This window comes from Asaia astilbis JCM 15831 (assembly GCF_000613845.1).
Lineage (GTDB): Bacteria > Pseudomonadota > Alphaproteobacteria > Acetobacterales > Acetobacteraceae > Asaia > Asaia astilbis.
Genome location: NZ_BAJT01000001.1, coordinates 12,419 through 37,271, shown reverse-complemented (window position 1 = coordinate 37,271; position 24,853 = coordinate 12,419). Strand labels below are relative to the sequence as shown.

Annotated in this window: 13 protein-coding genes, 6 pseudogenes and 1 riboswitch; of the genes and pseudogenes, 8 read left to right on the top strand and 11 right to left on the bottom strand. The window is 59.4% G+C overall.

Annotation, left to right across the window (positions count from 1 at the left end; genetic code table 11):
• Positions 1 to 80 precede the first annotated feature (80 nt).
• The 3 genes and pseudogenes from JCM15831_RS15370 to JCM15831_RS20710 form a co-directional block, all read right to left on the bottom strand.
• Positions 81 to 1,705: pseudogene (locus JCM15831_RS15370) on the bottom strand (NAD(P)/FAD-dependent oxidoreductase).
• Positions 1,706 to 1,798: 93 nt separating this feature from the next.
• On the bottom strand, positions 1,799 to 3,484 hold the full coding sequence (locus JCM15831_RS00155) for a M28 family metallopeptidase (RefSeq protein WP_025821829.1): 1,686 nt from the start codon (positions 3,482 to 3,484) through the stop codon (positions 1,799 to 1,801).
• Complete coding sequence (locus JCM15831_RS20710) at positions 3,484 to 3,777, bottom strand: helix-hairpin-helix domain-containing protein (protein WP_025821827.1); 294 nt, start codon at positions 3,775 to 3,777, stop codon at positions 3,484 to 3,486. The genes JCM15831_RS00155 and JCM15831_RS20710 overlap by 1 nt, the downstream gene beginning before the upstream one ends.
• 566 nt (positions 3,778 to 4,343) lie before the next feature.
• Here JCM15831_RS20710 and JCM15831_RS15360 point away from each other — a divergent pair.
• The 4 genes and pseudogenes from JCM15831_RS15360 (at position 4,344) to JCM15831_RS15350 (ending at position 8,773) form a co-directional block, all read left to right on the top strand.
• Positions 4,344 to 5,431, top strand: a pseudogene (locus tag JCM15831_RS15360) (cation diffusion facilitator family transporter).
• Positions 5,425 to 6,323: pseudogene (locus JCM15831_RS15355) on the top strand (cation diffusion facilitator family transporter). The pseudogenes JCM15831_RS15360 and JCM15831_RS15355 overlap by 7 nt, the downstream one beginning before the upstream one ends.
• Positions 6,324 to 6,464: 141 nt before the next feature.
• Positions 6,465 to 7,874: a chloride channel protein gene (locus tag JCM15831_RS00135; RefSeq protein WP_025821825.1), complete on the top strand. Its 1,410-nt coding sequence runs from the start codon at positions 6,465 to 6,467 to the stop codon at positions 7,872 to 7,874.
• A 62-nt stretch (positions 7,875 to 7,936) separates the two neighbouring features.
• Positions 7,937 to 8,773, top strand: coding sequence for an LLM class flavin-dependent oxidoreductase (locus JCM15831_RS15350; protein ID WP_156938667.1), 837 nt, complete (start codon positions 7,937 to 7,939; stop codon positions 8,771 to 8,773).
• Positions 8,774 to 9,070: 297 nt separating this feature from the next.
• Here JCM15831_RS15350 and JCM15831_RS00125 read toward each other — a convergent pair whose 3' ends face one another.
• The 7 genes and pseudogenes from JCM15831_RS00125 to JCM15831_RS00095 form a co-directional block, all read right to left on the bottom strand.
• A complete protein-coding gene (locus JCM15831_RS00125; protein WP_035773512.1) occupies positions 9,071 to 10,555 on the bottom strand; it encodes a carbohydrate porin in 1,485 nt (494 codons plus the stop codon).
• A gap of 203 nt (positions 10,556 to 10,758) precedes the next feature.
• A pseudogene (locus JCM15831_RS15345) lies at positions 10,759 to 13,292 on the bottom strand (TonB-dependent receptor plug domain-containing protein).
• A 58-nt stretch (positions 13,293 to 13,350) separates the two neighbouring features.
• Positions 13,351 to 13,914 (bottom strand): histidine phosphatase family protein, encoded by a 564-nt coding sequence (locus JCM15831_RS00115; protein WP_025821820.1) that lies wholly within the window; start codon positions 13,912 to 13,914, stop codon positions 13,351 to 13,353.
• 12 nt (positions 13,915 to 13,926) lie between these two features.
• Positions 13,927 to 15,230: pseudogene (locus JCM15831_RS00110) on the bottom strand (cobyrinate a,c-diamide synthase).
• 25 nt (positions 15,231 to 15,255) lie between these two features.
• Positions 15,256 to 18,547 (bottom strand): annotated as a pseudogene (gene cobN / locus JCM15831_RS15340) (cobaltochelatase subunit CobN).
• Between the two features lie 3 nt (positions 18,548 to 18,550).
• Positions 18,551 to 19,573, bottom strand: a complete 1,023-nt coding sequence (cobW, locus tag JCM15831_RS00100; RefSeq protein ID WP_025821816.1) for a cobalamin biosynthesis protein CobW — start codon at positions 19,571 to 19,573, stop codon at positions 18,551 to 18,553.
• A gap of 45 nt (positions 19,574 to 19,618) precedes the next feature.
• The gene (locus tag JCM15831_RS00095; RefSeq protein ID WP_025821814.1) at positions 19,619 to 19,960 is read right to left on the bottom strand and encodes a DUF1636 family protein; all 342 of its coding nucleotides are present in this window, start codon (positions 19,958 to 19,960) and stop codon (positions 19,619 to 19,621) included.
• 136 nt (positions 19,961 to 20,096) lie between these two features.
• A riboswitch (cobalamin riboswitch) is annotated at positions 20,097 to 20,304 on the bottom strand.
• A 555-nt stretch (positions 20,305 to 20,859) separates the two neighbouring features.
• Between JCM15831_RS00095 and JCM15831_RS00085 the strand changes: the two genes are divergently transcribed.
• Entirely contained in the window at positions 20,860 to 21,078 is a 219-nt protein-coding gene (locus JCM15831_RS00085) for a hypothetical protein (protein ID WP_025821811.1), read from the top strand.
• A complete protein-coding gene (locus JCM15831_RS00080; protein WP_025821809.1) occupies positions 21,075 to 21,917 on the top strand; it encodes a fatty acid desaturase family protein in 843 nt (280 codons plus the stop codon). The genes JCM15831_RS00085 and JCM15831_RS00080 overlap by 4 nt, the downstream gene beginning before the upstream one ends.
• Positions 21,918 to 22,039: 122 nt before the next feature.
• Here JCM15831_RS00080 and JCM15831_RS00075 read toward each other — a convergent pair whose 3' ends face one another.
• A complete protein-coding gene (locus JCM15831_RS00075; RefSeq protein ID WP_051528217.1) occupies positions 22,040 to 23,443 on the bottom strand; it encodes an aminotransferase-like domain-containing protein in 1,404 nt (467 codons plus the stop codon).
• Between the two features lie 187 nt (positions 23,444 to 23,630).
• On the opposite strand from JCM15831_RS00075, the gene JCM15831_RS00070 reads away from it, so the two are divergent.
• Positions 23,631 to 24,011, top strand: coding sequence for a UrcA family protein (locus tag JCM15831_RS00070; RefSeq protein ID WP_198024203.1), 381 nt, complete (start codon positions 23,631 to 23,633; stop codon positions 24,009 to 24,011).
• Positions 24,008 to 24,847, top strand: coding sequence for a PhzF family phenazine biosynthesis protein (locus JCM15831_RS00065; RefSeq protein WP_025821804.1), 840 nt, complete (start codon positions 24,008 to 24,010; stop codon positions 24,845 to 24,847). Before JCM15831_RS00070 ends, JCM15831_RS00065 begins: the two co-directional genes overlap by 4 nt.
• Positions 24,848 to 24,853 lie beyond the last annotated feature (6 nt).

The window sequence follows — 24,853 nt, the reverse complement described above, 5'->3', positions numbered from 1 at the left end:
AGCGCCTTTATTATTGTAAAAAGACGAAACTTTTATTCGTTTCCAGACCGATCCTTTCTCCGGTTTCTCCCGCGATCAGGTCAGGACACCGGCTTTGGCGCCAGAGCCCCAATGACCCATTCTGCTGCCCGAATGCCATCGATGCCGGCAGAGAGAATACCGCCAGCGTAACCAGCGCCCTCCCTGCGGGAAACAGGCCAGCGAGATCAGGACTTTGTCCGTCGGTGCCGCGCGGCATTCTGATGGGCGACGAGGTCCGTGTCTCCACGCCTGTCAGCACAGCATCCCCCATGGAAAAGCCCCTGAGCTTGCGCTCAAATGCTGGCAGGGCCTCCCTGATCGCTTCGACAGCAAAATCCGGCAGACACAGCGACAGATCGGTTGGTGTCACGCCCGGCTTGTAGGAGGGGACAACATCCCCGAGCGTCGTTGACGGACGTCCCGCCAGAAAATCTTCCACACGCTGGGCCGGAGCTCTGTAATCACCCCCGCCTGCGACGAATGCCGCACGTTCCCAGTGGCGCTGAAAAGCGACGCCGCCCAGAACGTCGTCAGGATAATCGCGCTCGGGAGACACATCGACTACGATCCCTGCATTCGCATTACGCTCCGCACGCGAATATTGGCTCATCCCATTCGTCACGACCTGATTGGGCTCTGACGTGGCGGCAACGACCGTGCCACCCGGACACATGCAAAAAGAATAGACGGCTCGTCCGTTCTTCGCATGATGCACCAGCTTGTAATCGGCCGCACCCAGAAGCGGATGACCGCCCTGATCTCCAAACCGGGCACAATCGATGAGCGATTGCGGATGCTCGATACGCACGCCAATCGAGAAAGGCTTCGCCTGCATGTGCAGATCGGCCTTGCGCAGCATTTCGAACGTGTCACGGGCACTGTGACCGACTGCGAGAATGGCATGGTCAGTCTCAAGCGTCGTCCCATCGGACAGGACGAGCCCTGTCAGGCGACGCGGCGTGCCATCGGTCACGAGGCCATCCACGCGAACGCCGAAGCGATATGTCCCGCCCAGACGCTCAATCTCCGCCCTGATATGCTCGACCATCGTCACCAGTCTGAAGGTGCCGATATGCGGTTTCGAGACGTAGAGGATTTCCTCAGGCGCGCCCGCCTTGACGAACTCCTCCATGACCTTGCGCCCCAGATGCCGAGGATCGCTCACGCCGCTATAGAGCTTGCCGTCAGAAAAGGTCCCGGCGCCGCCCTCACCGAACTGCACATTGCTCTCGGGCGTCAGTTCGGAACGCCGCCACAGCGCAAAGGTATCGACCGTGCGCTCACGGACGATCTTGCCTCGCTCAATGACGATCGGGCGCAACCCGGCCTGCGCCAGAATAAGCGCGGCCATCACCCCGCAAGGACCAGCCCCGATCACGACCGGACGTGGGCGACCTGCTCCCGCAGCTGGCCCTGTTTCCGGCACCACGTATCTTGTATCTGGTGCCGGCATGACTGAGGGCGTGTTCTCATGCGCGGCAAGCAGGGCTGCTTCATCTGCGATCGTGCAATCGACACTATAGACCAGCGTGATACGCCCGCGCTTGCGCGCATCGTATCCGCGACGCGCAATCGAAAAATCGAGCAGCGAGGCGCCCTCGATACCAAGTCGCTCGATAATCGCCTCACGCAGAGCGTCAGCCGAATGGTCGAGGGGAAGCCTGAGTTCAGTTAGCCGGATCATGTCGGCTGGAAGTCATGGAGGGAGGGGGTTTGTCAAGAAGAATAGCTCCTGAACCTGACGCCCAGCGTCGCGCCTCCCCCATGGAAGACGGCCTTAGAGAGCCGGACGCTCCGCCTCGGAGTGCTCACGGACTGCCTTGAATTCCGATCCCTGCTTCCAGCTCGGCCACATCCGCGAGAACGCCAGGCTACGTCCGACTTCATAAAGCGCCGCAGCATCCTCGGCAGCTCCACTAAGATCCCAGCTGGCGCTCCAGGCATCGCAAGGCTGGTGATAGCAGGCCATATAAGCCTCGAGCCATTTACGCCCCGCGGGCACCCCGCCATTTACCAGATCGGGATAGCCTGCCAGATCCATGATCGGCAGAACGGGGACACCGGCGCGAGCGAAAGGCAGGTGATCGGCCCGATAAAACGCGCCGCGCTCAGGCAGAGCCTCGTTTTGGGTCACACGTCCCTGAGCCTTTGCGATTGTTGCAAAATCGTCCTGCAGGCTGTCCTGCCCGGCACCGACGATAAAAGCATTCCGCGACAGCCCCGCCATCTGCAGCACGTCGATCGTGAAATTGGCAACGGCCTTGTTCAACGACACGAGCGGATGCGCGACATACCAGCTGGAACCCAGGAGCCCCCGCTCTTCAGCAGTCCAGGCGCCGAACACGATGGTACGCTCGGGAGGCGGGCCGGCCTTGAATGCGCGCGCAATCTCGAGGACCGCAGCAATGCCTGACGCATCATCGATCGCGCCGCGGCGAATCAGTGGCTCGCCATGGGATCCTCTGCTCTTTCCGAAAGCGTCCCAGTGAGCGCCGTAAATGATCGTTTCATCCGGATGAGTCGTGCCCGGCAGCTTCGCCAGAATATTCCGGCTCTGCAAGCGGCGGGTTGTGACGTCGATCGAAGCCGTCAGGCCCATCCCGGTCAGAGGAACCGGCTTGAAATCAGGTCTGCGCGCGCTGGCGCTCAGGGCATCGAAATCGAGCCCCGCCCGCTCGAAAAGCCTGCGCGCTGCCTTGCCCTCGATCCATCCACGAAGGTCGAGCGAATCCTGCGCGCCCTCCCGGTCGAGATCGAAACTTTCCCCTCCCGGTGCGATCACCGTGCTCCAGGGATAGCTGGCAGCGGCAGTGTCGTGAACGATCAGCGCGCCGATTGCGCCCTGACGAGCTGCCTCTTCGAATTTATAGGTCCAGCGGCCGTAATACGTCATGGTGCGACCGCCAAAACGCCCTGCGACGACTTCCCCCTTCTCGGCATAGAAATCAGGATCGTTGATCAGGAAGACGGCAACCTTCCCCTTGAGATCGACTCCCTTGAAGTCATCCCAGTCACGTCCGGGTGCCTTGACGCCATATCCGACAAAAACAAGGGGAGCGTCGTCGATGGTGATCTGCGTAACGGGGTGGCTGGTCGTCAGGTAAATCTCCTGCGCCTGCCTGAAATCGAACGCCGCAGACCCGTTGAGCTTCAGCTGGACACGAGAATTCGGAGCAATTTTCGTGTGGACCATCGGGACTTCCTGTGTCCAGGTCCCATGCTCGCCAGCCGGTTGCAAGCCGATCGCCTGAAACTGGGCAACCAGAAAATTCACGGTCCGCCCGGCGCCGATCGTCCCTGGAGCGCGCCCTTCGAAAGTATCAGAGGCCATCGTCCGGATGACATCGGACATGCGCGCGGGGTCCATCGGCGCGAACACGGGACGATCTTCCGCAAGAGCGGTCGTCCCTAGAATTCCCAGCATCGACAAAGCCACAGCAGCTGACAAACGGGCAGGTCGCATCAGATCTTCCTTGTTCTTGTTGAAACGGCGACAAAGCTTCCGTTTTGTTCTCGTAATCTGCGTGAAGGCGTAAACCACCACCAGTCAAGGGCTTCACCGGTCTTCGACTGATGAATAGCGGCAGAAAAGACATCATGGACACAGGGGTCGTGCAGTACGCCCGTCACGAGACAAAGCTTTTCATAAAGCGAATCCGCATCACAGGCTGCGAGCTCTTCGCGTGTTCGAATGCCGAGGATTTCGAAATCTTTTCGTGCCGCGGGACCGACGTTACGCAAGCCAGTCAAGGTCAAAACCCGACCTCCTCAGGTCGTGCGACAATGCCAGCCTGAACGACTATGCAGCGAGGAGAAGGCGGGATCATACAGAGCTCCATGACTGACCCTTTGGACTGCAGGCACGCCGGATATCCTCAAATGCTGCTTTCTCGTTCCTTATCTCGGTGTCCCGACGCATCGAGGGCAGCTTGCGGAAACCAGATTTAGTTAAGAAATAATTAAGGATTGCAGAGTGCTCTACACGCGAAACATACCACTCCACTGCGATCAATAATTCAATAACGAAATCAGCTGCTTTAATGACAAATCCTTTCATCGACTTTTGTAGAGGCCTGAAAATCGGGCATATTTCTATACTGAAGAAAAATTCAGTAATAGAAGAGAAATTCTCCTATTTATTCAGAAACACAAATGAAACAGTCTCACTCCTGATCCTGACTTTGCAGATCTCTTTCACCAGCCTCCAAACGCAGCTCCTTCAATCTGGACGATCCTCCGCCAGCGGGCGCAGTTGGTCTTGGCGCGTCATGGATCGATGACGTATAGAAGCTGCTGACGACGATCGATCGAAAGCACCCCCCATGGCTGGAACTCCACACGACCATACCCATCATGGTCATGGCGAACACACTCACGCCCTGACGCCGGGGACGGGAAGCTGTAACCACGGTGACAGCCATGACCATACCCATGACCACGATACCGACCACAACCATAGTCATGGGCATGGGCATGGGCATGGGCATGGGCATGGGCATGGGCATGGGCATGTTCACACACCTTCGAATTACGGGGCAGCTTTTCTGATCGGCGTCACGCTCAACGTCGCCTATATCATTGCCGAGACCATCTGGGGCCTCCTTGCGCATTCTCTCTCGCTGCTCTCCGATGCCGGGCATAATCTCTCGGACGTGCTCGGCCTCGGCGCGGCATGGCTGGCGCATAGCCTCGCCAAAAGAGCGCCTTCGGCACGTTTTACCTACGGACTGAAACGCTCGACCATCCTGTCCGCCCTGAGCAATGCCGTGCTGCTTCTGCTCGTGACGGGCGGCATTATCTGGGAGGGCATCACCCGCCTCCTTGACCCCGGTGACGTTGCCGGTCGGGTGGTCATGCTGGTCGCTGCTGGCGGGATCGTCATCAATGGTGCGACCGCCCTGCTCTTCATGCGCGGCGCAAAAGACGACCTCAATCTGCGAGGCGCTTTCATGCATATGGCAGCCGACGCTGTCATGTCTTTTGCCGTCGTCATCACAGGGCTCATCATCATGCTGACGGGCTGGGCAATTCTCGACCGATCGTGAGCCTCGTGGTCTGCGTATCGATCATTCTGGGAACCTGGTCTCTGCTCCGCGCCTCGCTCGACATGGCGCTCGATGGGGTTCCCGCCCAGATCGATCTCGATCAGGTCACCGCAAGTCTCAAAGCCTTGCCCGGGGTCGAGGACCTGCATCATCTCCATGTCTGGTCGCTCAGCACCACAGAAACCGCGCTCACTGTCCATCTCGTCAGCGAAGCCTCCTCTTCAGGACACGAAACCCTTTTGCGTGAGGCCAGCGCGATGCTGTTGAAACGTTTCCGCATCGGTCATGCCACGTTCCAGATCGAAACTCCCGGGGGCGCTTTCCCCTGCGGCGACGCCTCCTGTGGGAGTGCAGGATCATGCTGAAGGGACCGGAAAAGATCGTTTTCGGCTGGATGTCGCTGCTGGTCAGCCTGATTGCGCTGGCTCTGAAATATATCGCCTGGCACGTCAGCGGCAGCTCGGCTCTTCTTTCGGACGCGCTTGAAACCATCATCAATGTGGCAGCAGCGATTGGCGCTTTGTGGGCGCTGACCGTGTCGGAACGCCCGGCAGACCACAACCACACCTATGGCCATGAGAAAGCCGAATATCTCTCAGCCGTGACGGAGGCCGTTCTGGTCGTCCTGACCGCCATCGGCATCGCCTGGGTCGCCTGGAAAAGCTGGCTGACGCCTAATACCGAGATCGCGCCCTGGAGCGGCATCGTGTTCAATGCGCTGGGCGGTGTGGTCAATCTCGTCTGGGGTCTCATTCTGGTGCGTCAGGGGACGCTGCGCCGCTCGCCTGCCCTGACGGCAAACGGGCGCCATGTCATCTCCGATGTCTGGACGACGGTGCTCCTCGTCATCGGTATCGCCCTGATTCCCCTGACCGGCTATGCGCGTCTCGATGCCCTTCTCTCAGGCTGGTGGCGATCAATGTCCTGCGTGTCGGCTTTGACATGATGAAACATTCGATTGCAGGCCTCATGGATGAAGCTCCGGACTCAGACACGCTGCAGATGATCCGGGCCGTGATCTCCGAAAATGCCACAGGGGCGATCGAAGCGCATGACATCAGGGTGCGAACCGCCGGTAGCCTCAGCTTCATCGAATTTCATCTCGTCGTTCCGGGGGCCATGAGCGTGTCGAATTCGCATGAAATCTGCGACAAGGTCGAACATGCGCTGCGACGCCATATCGGGCGGGCGATCATCCATATTCATGTCGAACCTGAAGAGAAGGCGAAACAGACCGGTATTCCCGTTCTCGCCTGAGACCGTTTTGTGTCCGAACCGGCAGGCTCCCTCGCCGTTACGATTTTTTGAAACGAGAGTTTCTTGACCTGTCGCCTGGGGGGCTGGCAGGAGCGTCCCACATCGGTCGGTGCGTCCCGATCCCCAAACAGGCGAGAAGTCATGCGCCCAAGCACCGCATTGCGACAAAAGAACCGCATTCAGCATTTCCGCCGCTCGGCGCGCCGAACGACGTCGCAATGGCGACGCACCCTGACCTATTGGCTTGGCGCGATCCTTGTAGGCGTCGTCGCTGTGTCTTTTGCGGGCACGGCTGACTGGGCTGCCCGTGCCCGCGGAAAACTGCTGCACTGGGATCCTTATGTGATGCTTGTGGTCGTCCCCGCAGGGCTGGCCTTCTCCACCTGGCTGACGCGGCGCTTTTTCTCGGGCGCGCAGGGCAGCGGCATCCCTCAAACGATTGCAACGCTTCACATCGAGAATTTTTCTCTCGTCAATCGTATCCTGTCGCTCCGGATCGCCTTCGCAAAGATCGTCCTGACCTGTTTTGGTCTGTTGGTCGGCGCTTCGATCGGTCGTGAAGGCCCCACTGTTCAGGTCGGGGCGGCCATTATGCACGGCTTCTCGCGTCTGCTCGGCACTTCAGGTGTGGCCGCACGACGCGGTGCCATCCTTGCCGGTGGTGCTGCCGGAGTTTCCGCCGCCTTCAATACGCCTCTGGCCGGAATCGTCTTCGCCATTGAAGAACTCTCCCATTCCTTCGAACAGAAGACATCCGGGACCATGCTGACCGGCGTGGTACTCTCGGGTGTGACCGCCATCGCCCTCGTTGGAAACTACTCCTATTTCGGTCACACCGATGTCGATGTGCCAATTGGCACCGCGTGGATCGCTGTGCTGACCTGCGGCATCGTCGGCGGGATCGCAGGGGGCACGTTTTCGGCGCTCCTCATCCGCTTTTCCAGAGGCATCCCCGGACGGATCGGCGCGCTGATCAAGGCCCATCCGATCATCTTCGCCGCCCTCTGCGGTCTGGTTCTGGCGCTGCTCGGCCTTGTCTCGCATGGAGCGACCTACGGGACGGGCTACCTACAGGCACGCGCCATCATCGATGGCTCCGAGCATTATCCCGCGTCGTTCTTCGTCCTTAAATTCCTCGCCACCGTCGTCTCCTACTGCTCAGGGATACCGGGCGGTATTTTCGCGCCGTCGCTCTCTGTCGGTGCGGGGATTGGCGGCTGGATTGCGCAATATCTCCCGCATACGACAGCCGGCGCCGTGGTGCTGCTCGGCACCGTGGCCTATTTCTCGGCTGTCGTGCAGGCACCCCTGACTGCAACGGTCATTGTCATGGAAATGTGCGACAATCAGCAGGTAACCCTCGCCCTGATGGCGACCTCCTTCCTCGCCTTCGGTGTTTCGCGGATGATCTGCAAGCATGCGCTTTACGGGGCACTGGCCGACCGATTTATGGAAGCCTCCCATAGCCCGGCCCCGGCGACAGCTGCCGCACCTTCCCCTGCAAGCCCCGCAATTGAGACCTTGGTGGACGAGCGCAACACCAAACCGTGAGCGCTCTGACGAAGGGAGAGGCGCCCCTTTCACGGGGATGACGCTCTCCCCATATCGGGCGAATGATACCGCTTTCCATTCTCGATCTCTCCTTCATCCGCGAAGGCGGCACTGTCAGGGACGCCCTGCTTGAGTCGCGCGCTCAGGCCATCCATGCCGAGCAACTCGGTTATCATCGCTACTGGGTGGCCGAGCATCACGCGATGCCGGGCATCGCCTCTGCGGCAACCAGTGTCGTTCTGGGGCATCTCGCTGCGGCGACAACCTCAATTCGGATCGGCGCCGGGGGCATCATGCTCCCCAATCACGCGCCACTGATCATCGCCGAGCAATTCGGCACGCTGAACGCGCTTTTTCCCGATCGCATCGATCTTGGCCTGGGCCGGGCTCCGGGCTCGGATCAGCGCACCCTGCGTGCCCTGCGCCGCCATGGCGATACAGCAGAGCAGTTTCCCGGAGACGTTCTGGAACTGATGGATTATTTCTTGCCGACAGGGGCCTCAAATGGGGTGACTGCCGTGCCGGGCGCAGGATCGGACATTCCTGTCTGGCTGCTCGGCTCCTCGCTTTTCTCCGCTCAGCTTGCCGCAGCGCTCGGTCTGCCCTTCGCCTTTGCCTCCCATTTCGCGCCCCAGATGATGGAGCAGGCCATCGATCTGTATCGCTCAAGTTTCAGGCCGTCCGAACGGCTCAAGGCGCCCTATGTCATGCTGGCCGTCAATGTGATTGCTGCCGACACGCATGGAGAGGCTGAATTTCTGGCCACCTCACGGCGTCTTTTCATCGCAGCTTTGCGTCACGGTCGCCCTGGGCGTCTCCTTCCGCCTGTCGCACCGGAAGACCAGCCTGGTCGCACGAGGTCAGCGATCAATTCGATACCCTGCAGGGTGTCTCCCTGATCGGCACTCAGGAGGAGATCGCCGAGGGTATGCGCGGATTCCTGCACAAGCACGCACCGAATGAGCTCATGATCAGCGCGCCGATCTACGAGCCGCTGCCCGTCTCCATGCAGTCTCTCTGGCCAGAGAAGCCTGGAAAGCACTTCACGCGGCCTCCTGACGTCTGGCGGGCTTTCCCGGCGTTCACAACTCCCCTCCCTCAGCTCGATCGTGACCTGAGGCAGGGCTCTCAAACGAAAAGAGGCGCTGTGCTTCAAGAGGGTTAAGCTTACAACCGGGCACGCCCGGTCGTTCCCCTTAGAAGACTTCGATGTGGCTTTTGAAGCCCAGGAGTGCCTGGTTCTTCAGCTGCGTCTGACCGCCTGGATTGAAATAATACTGGAAATCCGGCGCGAAGGTGACGCCCCGCATCAGATGAATCTGGTAGGTCGCTTCAACCACATAGGCACTGGTCTGGGGGAAAAGAGATCCGTCAGGGATCGGCATACCCTGCATTGCATAGAGACGCTGCGTCCGTGTCAGATCGTCAGAGACATGCGTCCATGAGAAATTGACGCCAACGCCGTCGAGCGGACGTGACTTCCAGAACCCGCGATCCAGCACACCGAAGGAAAGCTGATCGGCACGGGTCGCCGTCTGCGCCTTGTTGAAATATGCCGCACCGATAAGCGTGACGCCAGCATCAGGCGCCTGACCGGGATGATGATAGACCATCTGGTCCGCCAATCCCCAGGCAGCCCAGGCCCCATGAACGTTACGGGCCGCGAGACCGCTCAGAGCGAACGGATTGCCATTGCCATCATAGTATTTGTCTTTGTGATCGGCCGTATCATAGACAAACCCGGCCTTGTAATGGCCCGGCAGCGAATGATCATGTCCGAAACGCGGTTCCCAGATGAACTCGATCGGCATGGCTTCGCCATCGATCGTGGCACCGTTGAACTTGAAGCCCGTGCGCATCTGCGCGTTGCCGTAAATGGCCTGTGTCTGGGTAAAATACACACCAAACTGGAAGATCGTATTGTCTGTCGGTCTCACGCGAAAACGCGCGGCCCAGTTCGAATCCGGATAGGACGCATGAGCTGTGTTGTCGCTCGACGCCTTCGGATTACCGCAGAACGCGTTATTCATGAAGTTACAGTAGAGCGGGTTGGCCGAGAAGTCGGACAGGAAGGACATGCGTCCTGCCGCAATATTCAGCCGGTCATCGAACAAGGTCTCTTCACCATAGGCAAAGACCAGATGGACGACCACGTTACCACCGCTGCCATAGATTTCCTGACTGGGGTTCAGGTTATCGCCAAACATGCGGCTGACCGGAATACCGTAACGACCGACCATGACATCATGGGTTGAAAACCCGGTCCATCCCGCCAGACGTTCCCAATCGATGTCGTTTTCCATCGAGTACTGGCCGGTGTTGCTCGCACCCTGACGCAGTCCAAGACCCTTGGTCGGGGCATTGATCATGCCCGCCATTTCGTTGGTGTTGTCGAGCAGCACGGCAATACCATGCTCGCGCAACCAGGAATTGACCCCAAAAGGATCGACGAAGAGTGCCTCAGGTTTGGGCAGAGGGGCTACCGTCGTGTCTTTATGCAGCTCCGATAGAGGTGTCTGAAGCTGAACCGAGGGGAGCTCTCCTGCATCCACCGCCCCATGTTCAGCCGTTGTGACAGGCGGCAAGACTGCCTCCTGTGCGAAGGCGCTCGCGGCGAGAGATGGCACGGCAAGGCAAACGGAAAAGAGGCGCAAGACGGATGAAGACAATGTCTGGCTCATGCTCCCTGTTATCGGATGACGGTGTTGTAAGGAAACCGACAAGTTTTTTGGACCCTGTCGGTCGTATTTTTCTCCCGCATTCATAAACAAAACCTCTCGAAAGCGGAAAAAACACCGTTAAATCTGATGTCAAGCAATTATGACAAATGATTGCTCAACACTCAGATGACAGCGCCGATAAAAGAAACGTCGTTAATCCTCGTTCAGAGGTCGTAGTTGACGCGCAGATAGTAGTAGCCGCCGTTAATACCGAGCTGCGATGTGCTCATGTAATATTGCGGGGCACCGAGATAGCGATTCCCCTCAGGCACACGGGTCGGGAAGGCCGCAAAAATATTGTTCCCGCCGAGTGTCGCGCTCCAGCGAGGCGTGAAGCGATAGCTGACGTCCAGATTGGTCGTCCATTTAGGCTTGTTCTGATATTCCAGAAATTTCGTGGTGCTGAACTGGTTGGGGCCGGGCGCATAGTAGGTCAGCTGATTGGTCGTCTGGCCCCAGCGGATTTCATGCAGGCCGACAGTCCATTTTGCATGCGTCCAGTTACCGCCGAAGATGATCTTGCTCCGCGGATAGGCCGTCGTCAGGTAAGCAACCGACGCCGCGTTGAGCAAAGGCGCCCCGGTCAGCCTGTTGTTTGCCTGATGCGACAGGCGGGTGCGGTTGAGGTTGATCGCCGCATCCCAGTCGATCCGACCGAACGCGCCAAGCTTCGTCAGATAGGTGACGGTGACATCCAGCCCCTGAGTACGGGTGCTGGCAACATTGCCGAACCAGTTGGCCGTAATCGCACTCTGGTTCCAGGTGCTGATGTTATCGGGCAGCGCAAAACCATTGAGCCTCATGGCGTTGATCGCCGTCGCACCGGAGATGTTGCCGCCCGGCATGATCCGGTCACGCATGTTGATCTGATAGATATCGGTCGTGACATGCAGATTGCGGATCGGCTCGACGATGAACCCGCCTTCAGCATTGGTCGAACGCTCTGCTTGAGGCCGGAAGATCCGTTGGCCAGTGCGCCGGGCGAGCCCGCACCGATCAGGCCACGCGCTGCCGTCGGCGAGATGTTGAGCGCGGAGTAGTATTTCTGCGCCAACGTCGGCGCATGGAATCCATTGCTGATCGTGCCGCGGAGTGCAATCCGCTTGGTGATGTCGTAGCGCAGCGAGACCTTGCCGTTCTGGGTATCCCCCACATCGGTGTAATGCTCGTAGCGACCGGCCAGATCGAGCTGAAGCCCCTTGGCCAGATAGGTCGAGATATCGAGATAACCCGCCACGACATCGCGTGAATAATTGCCTGCATTGCCGGGATTGGTGCCCGCAAGCGCGTCCGAACCATTGCCATAGAGCGAATCAGGCGATCCGGTGCCGACGGAATAACCCTCGTACCGATAAGACGCGCCACCTGCAAAGTTCACACTATGCGGCCAGCCACTGAACTGGAACTTGCGGCTGAAATCGAAGTCATTCGTCCACTGCTGGTTGTTGAACCCCTGCACATCGAATGATGTCGGCGTCCGGCCTGTCGCCTTGTTGATCGACAGATTGACCGAGTTGATCAGACCGATATCGTCATAATCGCGGCCATAGACACTCGACACATCCCAGTGCCAGCCCCGGAAATCGCCCTTGATCCCGGCTTTCAGCTCAAAATCATCCTCACTGAGCGTCTCGACCGGGGAATAACCCCACGGATAGATCGCCTTGTATCCGGGATAAGCATTGAGAGACGAGGCCAGACGGTAATTCTGATAGGATTCGGCGTAACGATGAGCGTAGGTGCCCAAGGCATAAAGCTGAATCGTATCCGTCAGATCATAACCTGCATTGACCGCAATGCTCTCACGGGTCTGCTGTGGCTGGCTCAGAATGTTGTTCTGATACGTGTTGCTGCGGTTATCGGCAGCGCTACGATAGGTATGGTCCTGATGCACATAATCGCCGCTGATATGCACAAACCCGCGCGAGCCGAGGCTTGCGCCGCCATCGAGATAGACACCCTGCTGAAAGCCATCGCCTTCTGACGTGATCCCGGTGATGCTCTGGACGTGCAGCCCACGCGCCTGCTTCTTCAGAATGATATTGACGACACCAGCAACGGCATCGGAACCGTACTGAGCCGAGGCGCCATCACGCAGCACTTCCACATGATCGATGGCCGACATCGGGATCATGTCGATGTCAGAAGCCGTCGAGCCCTGCTGCGGCCCGGGATTCGAATAGATATTGGCCGTGTTGTGACGGCGCTTGCCATCGACCAGCACAAGCGTCTCATTGGGGTTGAGACCGCGAAGGCTGATCGTATCGGTCATGGCACCGGCATCGAAACCGGCTGTCGGCGTCGTGAGCGACGGCAAAAGCAGCGCCAGGGCGTCGCGCAGCGTGCCCTGACCGGTCGCCGCAATCTGCTTGTGCGAGATGACATCGAGAGGCGCGATAGCGTCACGCGCCTTCTTGCCGATCTCGCGTGTGCCGGTCACGATAATCGCTTCGTTCCCGCCCTCGACATCGCCTGTGCTGACCGGTGCGGTCTGCCTCGTACGAAGCGCATTGTTTTTGGCGACAGGCCGGGTCGTTTTCGTGGCAATAGGGGCCTTCTTCTGGGTCGTAGACACCTCACCTGATGCTGTCTGCGCCAGAGCCTCCGCCCCGCAGGACATCAGACACGTCGTGGCAACGAGCGAGAGAAGCCCCCTACGCGCAACTGATGGCAGGAGAGACCGGGAGCGTAACAGCATGACAAACCTTACAAACGATTCAGGAACGCCTCACTCCTCATTACTCTGTTGCACATTGTCAACGGAGGCCGATCTCCGGCGCAACAAAGGACCTTTTCTTGTTGGAAAAATGCAACAGAGTTGCCGTGCCCTGAGGCGGTGCGGGGTCTTCAGCCCGGAACGGTCGATTGTCAGCCAAAGCCTGAAGAACACGCAGCGGGCCGCCATGAGTGACGACACGGCAGGACTCACCCTGTTGAAAAACATGCTCCCAGAACGCGGTCACACGCCGGACAAGCTCCCCGACGGCCTCACCGCCTCCCGGTCGATAATCGAACAGCTCCTCAGCCCAGTCATCCAGCGCATGTCGGGGAATATCCGACCATTTCTGGCCCTCCCAGCTGCCGAAATCCATTTCCAGAAGCCGCTCATCCGTCTGGACGCCCTCACTCCCCCCCATTCTTTCAGCGGCCATACGGCACCGTGACGATGGAGACGCGTAAATGCGTCCCTCCCCCGCCCAGCGCGAGACGAAGGACTCCCAGCCCGGCGCGAGGGGCATCTCCTTGCGCCCATAGCAAAGCCCGTCGCCCCCCAGAACAGGAGGATGACGGGCCAGAAGGATCGAGAAGTCAGATGTCATTAGCGACGGGTTTCATTGCCGGCGGGCGAGCACATGAAAAAAACTGCCTGACACTGTCCCTCTCTGGCACCCGCCACACCCAGATCCTGACCTTCACCATCCTGCAAACGGGCGAAAGCGGCATCATGCCCAGCCTCGGTCACCCGGGCGTAATGGAATTCATGCCCACGGAAGATCGTCCCTTTCGGCCCGAGCAGGGAGTCCTGCAACAGGCAGGCCTGTCGATAGCCCAGGGCCATCTTGCGTTTAGCGAAAGACGTTTCGTGAGACAGCAGGCCGAGCATCTCGTAACGCGCGCCATTCGCCTCTTCGAGCCCGGCTCCGAGAACCATGAAGCCGCCACACTCCCCATGCACCGCCCGCGTCGTAGCAAAATGGTGCATACCAGCTTTGAAATGCAAAGCGGCGGCAAGCCGGGCCGCATGCAATTCGGGATAACCACCCGGCAACCAGCAGCACTCCGCGCGATCATCGGGCGCCTCATCTGCCAAAGGCGAAAAAGGCAGGATTTCCGCCCCGGCCTCACGCCACTCTTCAGCCAGATGGGCATAGAGGAAGGAAAATGCCGCATCATCGGCCAGAGCGATACGCTGGCCCGGCGGCGGCATGAGACAGCCCCCCTTTATAGCCCCCTGCGAGATCGGGCGTGACAGGGCAAAAATCGCATCGAGATCGAGCTCAGCTTCGGCCTTGTCAGCAAGAGACCCGAAGAAATCCGCCAGATCGCCCCGCTCGCGCGCCTGAACCAGCCCCAGATGGCGCTCGGGGAGCAGGATCGCCCGGTCACGTCGGAAGACGCCAAGCAGGTTCTGCCTCAATGCGGCGCGGCAGAGCTTCTCGTGACGGTCAGACGCAATATTGTTCAGAATGACCCCACCGACGCTGACCGCCTCATCCCATTCGGCCAGTCCCTGCGCGACGGCGCCAACGCTCTGCCCCTGTCCACTGGCGTCGAGCACCATCAAAACGGGCATGCCAAAACGCGCAGCGATATCGGACGCCGCACCACGCTGCCCATCCGGCAAAGCCAGTCCGTCGAACAGCCCCATGGAAGATTCCACGATCACCAGATCGACGCCCTCACCCGCACGGGCAAGGCGGCTGTCCAAAGCTTCGCCCTGCATGGCCCAGCTATCGAGATTGGCGCAGGGAAGGCCCGTCGCCTCCTGATGAAAGGCCGGGTCGATATAATCCGGGCCTGTCTTCAGCGCCCGGACCGACAAGCCGCGCCGCCGGAAAGCGCTCAATAGCGCCAGCGTCACCGTCGTCTTGCCCGATCCCGAGCGGGGTGCCGCCACCATCAGGACACGACTCATCGATAGTGCCCTTTCTGCTCTGGTTTCATGAGGCCAATACCTGCGCCACACTGTTCCGACGGGGCTGCCAGAGCCCGTGATCACGCAGGGAGGCAAAGCGTCGCTTCATGTCTGACAAAGCTTCAGGATTATGTTCCTCGAAAAAGGCCAGGCATTCGTCATTCTCAAGCAGGGCGGCAAAGGCCAGATCGAACTGACGGTCGAAGCGTGTCGGCAAGGTCGCCGCGTAAGCCTCAAGCGCCATCACCCCCCGCGCCATTTCTGCCGCACCGCGATAGCCATGGCGCATCATGCCCGCAATCCAGCGCGGATTGGCCAGCCGCCCCCGGGTGATACGCGCGACTTCCTGCGCGACATCACGCAGTTTGGGCGCATCCGGCTGACTGGTATCGCCATGCATCATTTTTGGCGCATTACCCGCAAGGGCCGCTGCCGCCGCGAGCCCCCCCTCATGGGCTGCGGTATCGGCACCGTCGAGCAGATCGGTTTCAGCATGATCCTGAATATGAAGCACGATATCCGCCTGTCCCAGACGACGGCGGAGACCCTCAATATCGGAGACCGCTTCACCGCCACCGCCATAGCTCCATTGGGACCCTTCAAGGTAGAGCCGCCCCAGATCGTCACGCTCCTGCCAGCTTCCCTCGGTCAGACTCTGCTCGATTCCTGTCCCGTAGCTCCCCGGTGCCGCACCGAAAATACGCGACGTGTCCGGATCGAGCGCGAGCGGATTCCATTCCCCCGATTCCTCGCGCGCCGCGACAGCGCGTGCCGCCTGATCGAACAGATCGATCAACCCCGGAAACGCATCGCGAAAAAGGCCCGAAATGCGTAAGGTGACATCGACTCTTGGCCGGTCCAGAGCACTCAACGGCACAATCTCGAACCCTGAAATCCGCCCACTTGTCGCATCCCAGAGCGGCTGTACCCCCATGAGCAGGAAGGCCAACGCCATATCCTCGCCCCCCGTGCGCAGTGTCGCACTGCCCCAGAGATCGAGCACAAGATAGCGCAGGGGCTCTCCTTCTTCCTGGATATGACGCGCCAGCAGCAACGCCGCCGTCTTATGGGCCAGGATTAAGGCTGCACGGCTTGGCAGCATACGCGGATCGATGGTGGTGAGATTGCGCCCTGTCGGCAGGACATCCAGACGCCCGCGCGTCGGCGCTCCTGCTGGCCCCGGGGGAACGAAACGTCCCTCCAGTGCTGCGAGCAAAGCCCGTCTTTCTGCCTCGGGACAGGCATCGAGACGCGCGGTCACCGCCTCTTTCGACAAAGCGCCTGTTTCCGCGAGCATCTCTACCAACGCGCCATGCTTTGGTGGAGGGCTGCCGAACACATGCAGTCCGTCCCGGATCTGCAGGTCTTTCACATCGCATAAATAGGCGTCGAGACGTGCCAGAACCTCAGCGTCATCGGTGTCGCCCCCCACTGAGCCGTTTTCTGCCACGCCGCTTTCTGCCAGAACCCCGAGATCGGCCGCACGATCGAGGATCTGGCGGCGCAGCAAGGTGCCACGTCGACGATCGAGCCCATCAGCTTCGGCATATTCATCGATCAGCCGCTCGAGTTCGGCCATGGCAGTATCGAGCCCGGCACGCTGAACAGGCGGCGTCATATGACCGATCATCACAGCACCGAGCCGCCTCTTGGCAGCAGCAGCCTCCCCCGGATTATTGACAATGAAAGGATAGATGACCGGCACACCGCCCAGCAGAACCGGCGGGGCGCAACTGTCAGAAAGGGCCACAGATTTGCCCGGCAGCCATTCCAGCGTGCCATGTGTCCCTAGATGGATCATCGCGGAAAGGGCCCGTGTGGAACGCAACCAGAGATAGAAACCAATATAATCGTGACAAGGCGGCACGTCAGGATCGTGATACTGCGCCTTGCGCTCGCTGGCCTTGCCACGCCCCGGCTGCAACGCAATGACAAGTGAGCCCTGATCGACAAACCTCGCCTGCACGGGGCGGTCTGGCGCGCCCCATGCCGCAATCACCTTCTGGCGGAAAGCTCCGGCAGTGTCTCGAACAGGGTTCGATATGACTCTACGTCAAGAACGGACTGCATCGGCGCCCGACACAGGGCATCCGGGAGTGAGGCAGCATCGACAGGAGCGATCGCATAGCCTGCCTCGTACAGCAAAGACGTGATGGCCGCGACGCTGGCAAAGCCATCGAGGCCGACTGCGTGAGCAGCCTGACCTTCGGCGCCGGGATAGTCGGAGAGCACCAGGCAAGACGTCTCTCTGCCGGGCTTTGTCCTGCCAGAGCCAGCCAGCCCCGAACCTGCTGCACCAGCAAGGCGATACCCGGGGCATACGCCACACGCCTTGCGGGCAAACCGGGCGCGGCTTCGTCGCGAAACGAGATGGGCGTGCCTGTCAGCCGACCATCGAGCTCAGGCAACACGCATTGCATGGCGAGATCGGATTGAGACAGCCCTCTGCCCGATTTCTCCCACCCGGCCAGTGTCGCGCTCGGTTGGAGGATCTGCACCACCGGCACCTGTGCCGCTTCAAGCACGGAAGGCGCCCCGTCATCGCCGCGTGCGGCGAAGAACGTCGCGTTCAGCACGATCTCTGGCGGCTCCTCCACCATCCAGCGATCCAGAAAAGGAATGACGCTCGGTGCGCGCAAAGACGCCACATAGAGCAGATCCACGCCCAGTCCAGCCGTGTCGAGAGCATCCGCCAGCGCATCGATGCCGCCGAGATCGGCAGCGAGCAGATGAGCCCGATAGAAGACCAGCAGCACACGACGCGCGCGATCTGATCCAAGACGGCGATACACGCCTGCCGGCGGCAGCGCCTCCGGTTCGGCGCCGTCGTCTTCCCCCATGCCGGCGAGCGCCGTCATAAGCGTGAGCGCACAGCGGAGATTGCGGGCGCCTCCCTCACGAAACAAACTATCGAGACGCTCCCAACGGGCGTCGCCAACCGTGGAAAGCGCTTTCAGGGCCGGGTTGGGCGTGGCCTCGCCCGTGATGAAGGCCAGCGGGATGTCACGCGCCCGGCAGAGGGCACGCAGCTCATCGACGCCATATCGCCAGTATTCTGTGCCCCCTAAAAGGCGAACCACCACACAGCGCGCATGGGCGATGGTCTGATCGAGATACAGATCGACCGACATCGGATGCCGTAGCCGCGAGAGCGTCGCGACACGCAGGCCCGGATCCTGCGCGCCATGCACGTCACTCAGCCCCAGCAGATCGCTTTCGGAAAAAGACAGAAGAACAAGATCGGCTGGATCATGGCCGAGATCCTCAGCCATGGCCTGCCCATCCAGATCATGCGATTCCCGAAAGAGAAGATGCATGACTCAGCCTTCGTCGAAGCTACGCTGCACTGCGGCCGGATCGAGCCCATGCAGCCCGATCACCACCAGCCTGCCCTCGCCCTTCGGTGCATCATCACCTGCCTCGAAAGCGTGACGGATACGACTGCCAACGGCCTGCACCCCAAGGCGCAGAGATTTACCTGCAACCGGCACGTAGCCCTTCATCCGCAGCACGTCATGGGCGACCGCCACACGACCCAGCCGCGAGATGAAGACGTCAACACTCTCCTGCTCGGGCAAGGTCAGCACAAAGCTCGTGAAGTCATCATGCTCATGCTCATCAGCACCGTCATGGTGAGACGGCCGTCCTGCCAGATCGTCCTCGGCAGCTGCAGAAAGACCGAGCAACACAGCCGGATCGACTTTCCCCTCACGGGCGCGGATCACGCGCACGCGTCGCGCGCGCGCCGACAGCGCTTCCTCAACCTGAGCAAGGGCTGCCTCGTCCAGAAGATCGCTCTTGTTCAGCACGACCAGATCGGCGGAATCGAGCTGGTCCTCATAGACCTCCTCCAGCGGGTTGTCGTGATCGAGCGATTCATCCTCTTCACGCTGCTTCGCCACGGCGTCAGGATCATCGGCAAAGCGGCCATCGGCGACAGCCGGACCGTCAACAACGGTAATGACGCCATCGACGGTCATGCGCGTGCGAACACTCGGCCAGCCAAACGCCTTGAGCAAGGGCTTGGGCAAAGCAAGGCCCGACGTCTCGATCACGATATGCTCGGGCGGCTGGGGCCGGTCGAGCAGCGCCTCCATGGTCGGGATGAAATCATCGGCCACCGTGCAGCAGAGACACCCATTGGTGAGTTCGACGATATCTTCTTCAGGGCAGTTCGGGATGCTGCACCCGCGCAGGGTTGCGCCATCGATCCCGAGCGATCCGAATTCATTGACGACGATCGCAATGCGGCGCCCGTTCGAGTTCTCGATCAGATGACGCAGCAGGGTCGTTTTCCCGGCGCCAAGGAAGCCGGTGATAATCGTGACAGGAATTTTGCTCATGAGACGCTTTCAGTAAGTGCGAGGACGCGGCTTTGGCAGGATGATTTAGACAGAGCTTTGGGCGGGAAACCGTCCAAGAATGATCTCGCGCAGGCTCTCGGGACGTTTTGAAGGCATGACCGTCCCCGAAGCAGAGCGGCCATAGGCCTGGGCGTAAACCAGCAGATCGGAGGCAAGATCGGGGGTAAGGCGGCCGAGAAGCCAGGACCACTTACCCGGCATGGAGAGGGTCGCGGTGCAACCCTGAGCACAGGCGGCCAGACAACGGACGCCCTGAACGCTCACCTGATCGGGGTCTGCCATCTGTGCGAGCATCTCGTGCAATGCCTCCCCCCCTGACGCGCAGGTCTGACAGATATGAAGGACGGGTTTAGGGTCGGCTGTCATGAAATCTGGGCTTTCCGCTCAGCCCCTAACAGGGCCGGCACCAGGGCGCAGGAATGATTGCTGTCGCGCACGCACGTCAGCCTGCCGCATTCCAGCGAATGCGGTCTGCCACGATCCGGGCACCCCGCCGGTCCATGAAATCAGCGATCTGACGGCAGGTCTCCTGGCTCATGATGCCGGTTTCCCGAGACCCACACCCCCTTCCCGGAAGAAATCCTCCAGTGGGATCATGGCAGGGCCATCACATCACCTACAGTTGCGGGGGCAGCGCAGGACTGGCGCCACGAGGCACGTACCTGCTTCCCTTTTCACCCTTGCGGGACACCGTCTTTCTTACACTAGCAGCTTTCGTTCAGACCACGCAAAGCATGTAGGGCCGATCGGTTTTCCACGTCAGGCTTCCATCAAGCCGCGCGAACCCTAGGGAAAGCAAGGCTGATCCTGAGAGAGGATCCTTGTCACGAATCGGGGCTCCCGTATTAATTCATACGACCAAGACAAATAAATTTTCTTCTTTCGACTGATAAATATTATCGTAATGAAAACTTCATTTGAATTATTAGAGATGACAAATTGTATTTATTTTGTAAAAAAATATCATTTTATAAAGACCATCCACAATATTCGATGCGCTTCATATTTGAAAAAATAGCGCAGCCGATCAGCGGACAGGTGAGCGTGACTACCACTCAGACAGGACATCGAGGCAAATGCTGCACGAGCGTCGCGTCGCACTCCTTCTGTTGTCATAGAGCGTAAGTGGAGATTGGTGGCGCCTATTCAAACTGGACTGAATCAGTCTCTTTTTCCGGATTTAAGGCTTGTTGCCTCACTAACGTGTGATACACAAACAGCTGTCTCGAGAAATCTCCCGAAAAAACATATCGTCGCAGAGCATCATGTCCTATTCGACTGCCCCCGATCCGACAGCCATGCCTGGTCGTGCGGAAGAGATCCGCTCGGTCAAGAGCTATCAATCCCCCGACCATTTCATCAGTCTGTTCCAGTCCGTGACGACCATTGGTGGGGTGATTGCCTGCTATGCCGCCATCTATATCGGCATCGCCTATGGCACGTATCTCCCGCTGATTCTGATGCCGCTCGCGAGCGGCTTGTGATCCGTACCTTCACGCTGCAGCATGATTACGGCCACAACGCCATGTTTCGTCCTGCATGGGCCAACCGGTTTTTCGGGCGGATCAGCTCTCTGCTGACCTTCACCCCCTTCGATCACTGGCGCATGCATCACGCGCTGCATCATGGTGGGTGGAACAATATCGAAAGTCGCGGCCGCCTTTCTGACGTTTATTCAGACTGCACGACAGTCAAGGAATACTACGCGATGTCAGGGAAAGAGCGTCTTCTCTACCGCCTTTCCAAGAATCCGGTCATCGCGATTCTGATCATGCCACTCGTGATCTTCTTCCTTGTCTACCGTGTTCCTTTCGACACTCCCCGCGCCTGCAAAACCGAGCGCTTCGGTGTTCATGCGACCAATCTCTGCCTGCTTCTGATTTACGGTTCTCTGGCCTATTTCTTCGGCCTCTCGACGATGATCTGGGTCACACTCGGTGTTGTTTATCCGGCTGCCGTCATCGGCGTTGCCATGTTCCTAGTTCAGCACAAATTCGAAGGCGTCCATTGGGAGTCCGACAAGAACTGGAACACATTCGATGCGGCCCTCACCGGCTGCTCGTTCCTGCGCCTCCCTCGCTGGCTCGACTGGTTCTCAGGGAGCATCGGCATGCATCATATCCATCATGCAGCACCGGGTATCCCCAATTACCGCCTAGCCGAATGTCATGATGCGCATCGCATTTTCCACGACGTGAAGATACTCAGCATGCGCGAGGCCTTCCAGGAGTTGTTCCGTCACACCTTGTGGGACGAAGATACAAACCAGATGGTGCCGTTCGAACAGGTGCACCGTGCGCGCCCAATTCCTTCTTTCGCCTAAAAGGCAGACGCTGAACCGGCTCCAGAAATACTTCCGGAGCCTGAAAGACTCCCTCGCAAACGCGACGACACCTGACACCGATCACGACCTGCAGCGCCCTTCTCTCAAAACAAGAGAAGACCTCAGATAAGACCATCCTGATCGGTGCAGCCCTGCCCTGCGATTACGCTCAGCACCACCTTCATGGCGCGAGCCAGGTCTTCCAGAGTTGCCGGGGCACCGAGACAGAGCCGCAGGCCTGAATCCGCGCTCGAAGAGACCGCTGCCGCCTCAGGGGGCATGATTTCAACGCCTGAACGAAGCAGACGTGCCGTCATCCTCTCAGCATCCAGAGCCGAGAGAGGCACCCAGGCATGAGGGGAGAGCACTCCCCCGGGGCTGGCAACGAAATCGCCCAGAACAGAACGCATCAGATCCCATCGGCGCGTTGCCTCTCTCCGGATATGCTGTGCAATCGTGTCGATCTTTCCGGTCTCAGCCCAATGCCCAAAGACCAGCGCGCCGAGTGCCGGGGGACAATATCCCAAAGCCCGGATGCCCCGCATCAAACGTTCGCGCGGCACACCGGAAGGTGTCACTAGAAAAGCCAGACGAAGCCCCGGGCAGATCCCTTTCGACAGGCTGGCAAGATAAAAAGTCCGCTCCGGCGCGTAAGAAGCAATCTGTTTTGGACGCTCGGAATAGGCGTAGTAGGCGTCGTCTTCCAGAATCAGTAGATCGCGCGCCCGCGCCACCTCTGCAATCTCCTGTCGACGTCGGGCCGACATTGTCCGGGTCGTCGGATTATGGAGGGTCGGCAGCAAGAAAAGTAGGCGGCTGCCAGTTTCGGCCGCAGCACGATCGACCGCCTCCGGCAAAAGTCCCTCATCATCCATCGGAAGCCCCCGCATTTTCAGGCTCAAATGCTCGGCTGCCATACGGGCACCGTAAAACGTTGAGGACTCACACAGGATCGTATCGCCTGGCGCACAGAATGACGAGAACACCAGGGCGATCCCATGCTGACCGCCATTGCACTGGATCAGATTGCCTGCCTCGCATTCCAGACCGTAATGGCGCGCGATCCATTGGGCCGCAGCTTGGCGGACATGCGTCAGGCCGGTGCCCTCGACATAATGCACGGCAGGATCGAGCGCGCCTTGCGCCATCAGCGTGGTCAATGTGGTGTTGAGATCAGTCGCCAGAGAAATGGGCGGCGGTGTGTTGCATCGCAGATCGATCATGCCATCGCGCCGTGGCTCAAGCCCTGCACCCTGCTCGGCTGCCGGAATGTCCTGAAGAACAGAGGACGCCCCCCGCACAAAAGAGCCACGCCCGACATGCGCGGTTAGAAGCCCGCGCCTCTCCGCCTCGACGTAAGCACGGGTCACGCTGCCGACACTGATACCAAGCCGAAAGGCCAGGTCGCGCTGGGGAGGCAACTTCGTACCCGCAGCCAGTAAACCCGTATGGATATCATGGGCCAAGGCGAGCACCAGCCGCTCATAGAGCGGTAAAGGACCGGATTGAAGCTCAGGCTGCCACATGACCATCTCCCAAAGTGGAATTGTTATAGTTCAATATAGTGATTGAACTCTCCATTGCGCCTCGACACCATAGAACAATCGAATCGATTCGCACTATATTGTACTATGACAATGAGGCATTCTCGTGAAGCAATCAAGAATGGACATGAAATATCCATGTTCGGACGTCTTTCAGACGCGAAAAAGCATGACACTGCTCAAAGGACCGACTGCCCGGGGCGTCACGCTGATCAGCCTGATCGTTCTGGCTGCTCTTCTCCAGCCCGCAGCAGCTCAAAGCGTAGAGGAAGAAGAGATCAACCAGAGCAGTCTCTCCTACACCTCGGAGGATCTGCGTGATCCAGCCAAAGCGCGCCTCCTCCTGCAACGCATCGACAGAGCGGCTCTGAAGGTTTGCGGCGGGATGGACGGTATCTCCGTCCCGATCCAGAGAGCGATCGAGCACTCCGCCTGTCGTCACGAGAGTGTCGCCCGGGCGGTTGCCAGCTTTCACAATTCAGACCTGACACGCATGATGATCTCATTCGACCCTTGGGTCGGCCCGACAACACAGGAGCATTCACAATGACACGCGCATTTCGACTGGTTGATGTCTTTGCTGCCCAGTCTTTCAAAGGAAATCCTCTTGCCGTCGTTGTCGGCGCGGATGGCTTGTCCGACACCCAGATGAGCGAGATCGCGAACTGGACCAACCTCAGCGAGACCACATTCCTCCTCGATCCGGTGCATCCCGATGCCGATTATCGCGTGAGGATTTTCACACCGCACACGGAGCTGCCCTTTGCCGGGCATCCGACGCTCGGGACGGCGCATGTCTGGCTTTCAATGGGAGGAAAGCCGAAATCCGATCTGATCCAGCAGGAATGCGGTGTCGGTCTTGTCTCCGTGCGCGATGACAAAGGGAGATTGTCATTTGCTGCGCCACCCCGGCGTCGCACGGGGCCTGTGGAGGAGAGCGACCTGTCTTCCATCCTGAAGGGCCTCCAGCTGACATCACGGGATATTCTGGACGCCCAATGGGCCGATAATGGCCCGGGCTGGGTCGTTCTGAGAGTGCGCAGTCGGAAGGATGTGCTCGCCATCCAGCCGAATTGGCAGGCCTTGAGAGGATATGGCGTGGGTGTCGTCGGGCCTTGGGATCCGGCACGGGATGGTACCGAGGCCCAGTTCGAAATACGCGCGTTCATGGGAGAAGGTCAGGGCTGCGAAGACCCCGTGACCGGAAGCCTGAATGCCAGCATCGCGCAATGGCTGATCGAAATCGGCGTTGCCCCGGAGCAGTATATCGCCAGTCAGGGCACAGCTTTGGGCCGCTTAGGCCGCGTTTTCGTAGGAAAGAGCGGTGACGACATCTGGATTGGGGGAGATGTCGTCACCCGCATTTCCGGAACCATCACCCTCTGAGAGTAA

Excerpts from the sequence above, each read along its gene's own strand:
- JCM15831_RS00155 (WP_025821829.1), bottom strand. The coding sequence starts at position 3,484 with ATGCGACCTGCCCGTTTGTCAGCTGCTGTGGCTTTGTCGATGCTGGGA.
- JCM15831_RS00135 (WP_025821825.1), top strand. The coding sequence starts at position 6,465 with ATGCGCCCAAGCACCGCATTGCGACAAAAGAACCGCATTCAGCATTTC.
- JCM15831_RS15350 (WP_156938667.1), top strand. The coding sequence starts at position 7,937 with ATGATACCGCTTTCCATTCTCGATCTCTCCTTCATCCGCGAAGGCGGC.
- JCM15831_RS00125 (WP_035773512.1), bottom strand. The coding sequence starts at position 10,555 with ATGAGCCAGACATTGTCTTCATCCGTCTTGCGCCTCTTTTCCGTTTGC.
- JCM15831_RS00115 (WP_025821820.1), bottom strand. The coding sequence starts at position 13,914 with ATGACATCTGACTTCTCGATCCTTCTGGCCCGTCATCCTCCTGTTCTG.
- cobW (WP_025821816.1), bottom strand. The coding sequence starts at position 19,573 with ATGAGCAAAATTCCTGTCACGATTATCACCGGCTTCCTTGGCGCCGGG.
- JCM15831_RS00095 (WP_025821814.1), bottom strand. The coding sequence starts at position 19,960 with ATGACAGCCGACCCTAAACCCGTCCTTCATATCTGTCAGACCTGCGCG.
- JCM15831_RS00085 (WP_025821811.1), top strand. The coding sequence starts at position 20,860 with ATGTCCTATTCGACTGCCCCCGATCCGACAGCCATGCCTGGTCGTGCG.
- JCM15831_RS00075 (WP_051528217.1), bottom strand. The coding sequence starts at position 23,443 with ATGTGGCAGCCTGAGCTTCAATCCGGTCCTTTACCGCTCTATGAGCGG.
- JCM15831_RS00070 (WP_198024203.1), top strand. The coding sequence starts at position 23,631 with ATGACACTGCTCAAAGGACCGACTGCCCGGGGCGTCACGCTGATCAGC.
- JCM15831_RS00065 (WP_025821804.1), top strand. The coding sequence starts at position 24,008 with ATGACACGCGCATTTCGACTGGTTGATGTCTTTGCTGCCCAGTCTTTC.